This window comes from Hugenholtzia roseola DSM 9546 (assembly GCF_000422585.1).
Taxonomy (GTDB): domain Bacteria; phylum Bacteroidota; class Bacteroidia; order Cytophagales; family Bernardetiaceae; genus Hugenholtzia; species Hugenholtzia roseola.
This window is the reverse complement of the sequence record NZ_AUGI01000078.1, coordinates 1-2,371: the sequence shown is the minus strand read 5'-3', so window position 1 is coordinate 2,371 and position 2,371 is coordinate 1. Positions and strand designations below refer to the sequence as shown.

Annotated in this window: 5 protein-coding genes; all 5 read left to right on the top strand. The window is 40.2% G+C overall.

Going from position 1 to position 2,371, the window contains the following annotated elements:
• Positions 1–131 precede the first annotated feature (131 nt).
• On the top strand, positions 132–659 hold the full coding sequence (locus tag G500_RS22895; RefSeq protein WP_154657076.1) for a hypothetical protein: 528 nt from the start codon (positions 132–134) through the stop codon (positions 657–659).
• A gap of 10 nt (positions 660–669) precedes the next feature.
• Complete coding sequence (locus G500_RS0108115) at positions 670–1,110, top strand: hypothetical protein (protein WP_027002193.1); 441 nt, start codon at positions 670–672, stop codon at positions 1,108–1,110.
• Positions 1,107–1,556 carry a hypothetical protein gene (locus G500_RS0108110; protein WP_027002192.1) on the top strand — a complete coding sequence of 150 codons (450 nt, stop codon included), beginning with the start codon at positions 1,107–1,109 and terminating at the stop codon, positions 1,554–1,556. Before G500_RS0108115 ends, G500_RS0108110 begins: the two co-directional genes overlap by 4 nt.
• Entirely contained in the window at positions 1,483–2,163 is a 681-nt protein-coding gene (locus tag G500_RS0108105; RefSeq protein WP_154657075.1) for a hypothetical protein, read from the top strand. The genes G500_RS0108110 and G500_RS0108105 overlap by 74 nt, the downstream gene beginning before the upstream one ends.
• A partial coding sequence (locus G500_RS22890; RefSeq protein ID WP_035756802.1) for a DEAD/DEAH box helicase family protein occupies positions 2,163–2,371 on the top strand: 209 nt, incomplete at its 3' end. The genes G500_RS0108105 and G500_RS22890, both read left to right, overlap by 1 nt.

Below are 2,371 nucleotides of genomic sequence, written 5' to 3'. Positions count from 1 at the left end.
TTTTTCCAAAAAAAGCCAATTTTTTTTCGGCTTTGTTTTTTGAAAAAGTCCGTCTTTTTCAATATATTTGCTTTTTAAACCAAAAGCTATTTTTTTTAGAAAAAGCTAATTCTTTTACAAAAATTATATTTATGGCGCGTTCCAAATTCTACCCACACGAATCGACTTTATTTCAATATAGGTTGAAATATGCCGATTTGCCCACACACATACAAGCGGATATAGACGCTTGGAAAGCCGCAAAAGAAAAGAAAGGCTACCATGCCGAATATGTACCGACAAGCGAAGCCATTGCGAATAAAATCGAGGCTTTTCAAAATTTCGCCAAAAGTCAGATTTTGCCCCCTCAATCCGTAGAAACATCAGAGCCTACCCCTGCACAGGAAGAAGCCGAAATATTGAATACAGAAAGCGTATCCAATATTAGCAGTAGCGAAGTGGATATAACTACCCCAAATTATAGCCTTTTGGAAGCCAAAATAGATACCCTTTACAAATATGCAGGCGTAGAGGTGAGCTATAACGATTTGGTTAAATTCGGAATACCGGGACTGTTTTCAGAATTTGAAAAGTACGGCGGATATAAGGGGAAGTATTATAGCCTGATTAGAATTGCACGCTATCCAAAATTTATGTATAAAATAGTTACTAACCCCTAATTATTTCTTTATGTTTCAAGATTTGATTTTTAAACAGATAGGCGCACAGTTTGCGTCTGCATTGCGCAAATTGGAGCAGGAAAAGGGCGTGAATTTCAAATTTACCCTTCAAAATGCCGTTTTTTTGAGCCACACAAACGAGGAGGTGAAAGATGTAGTGCTATCTATTTGGCAGCACCATCAGGGCAAAGATTACTGTGTTTCTGAAATGTCCGCTTCGGAATATATCGGCGTAGCCTTGCAAGATGATAAGTTGGTTAGGCAGGCAGTCGAGATGCTCAATATTGATTTGGGCGAGGTTTTGAATTCTTTTTTTGCGGACATGGAAAACGAAAGGGGCGCAAATGTTTTTTTGCTACTTACCCAGCAGGCAGTAGAAGGCAAAAAAAATAAAGTTTCTATCTTAAATTTTGTGGCAGATAACGCGATTTTCAAACAAATTAGGCTATGATTTCAGAATTAGACCAAGCCCTAAGCCGTTTGATAGCGCAGTACGGCGTAGTCAAAACGGCTAATATCTTGTCGAATCTTGCCGAAAAATTGCACCATTTCGAGGGCAAAACAAACCTCGAAAGTGTGCAGCAGGCAGTCATTTCTGAAATATGTGCTTATTTTGAAATTACCGAAAAGGAATTTTTTGAGAGCCGAAAGCATCTTTTTTCTGATGCAAGGGCGTTGGCTATGTTTTTTTTGGCAGATTACATGTCCATGCGCGAAATAGCCCACTTTTTCAAACGCGATTTAGCTTTTTGCCAAAAAAGGCTATCGGAAATTACATTTTTATTAAAAAACAAGACCGCAAATTTTCAAATTCTCAATTGCTATGATAGAATCAAGCAACAACTCTACTGTATTTCCGCAACCAGACAAAACACCGCCCCCGACAGGGATTGCTGATTTTTCGAGCCTTTTGATAGAGGAAAGCCCTTTGCAGGAGGAAATAATCGAGCGCGATTTTGGAGGCGAACAGCAGCAGCAGACAAATCAGGAACAAGCCGACATTGAAGTGCCTGAATTTACGCCAAGCCCCGAAGCCTCACCCCAAGAGCCTTTTAATGCCAAGTTAGGCGAAATTTCGGCTAAAACTTTGGTAGGATTGGGCGAAAAGTTCTTGCCCAAAATTGCGCACCACTTTTCAAAAATCGACGAAGGCAAAATTGCAGCCTTTCCACTTGCGGAAGGCACAATGGAGCGCGTGAGAGCCTTAAACCAAAGCAATTTGGAGTTATTGCAAGAGGAATTGGAAGATACCATGCCACTTTTAGAAGCCCCCCTAAAAGAGGTCATGAAGGCTAAACAGTGGAATGTATCGCCCGAATTTATGTTGGCAATGGTTTGCATGTTCGTATTGGGCGGACTTGCTTTGAAAATAATCGAGATTCGCACGCAAAACGCGTTATTCCTTTCCGAAATCAAAAAAAGCATCGAGGAAAGAGAGAAGAAAGACGAAAAGCCTAAAAAAGACAAATCGGACAAAGAACCCGAAAAACAACCCGAAAAGTAATGAGAGAACCCATGCTAATGGTGGTAGCAGGCGCGAAAGGGGTCGGCAAAACCTACACTTCGCTGAAAGAAATTGCTTTGTATCAAAAAAAGCATCAAAAAAAAGTGCTTATTTTTGACACAAATTACCCCTATGAAAGCTCTTATCAGGGCTTCAAATCGGTAGCGATTGAGAATTTGCCTTATTTATTGAAGCCAGAGGTTAGGAG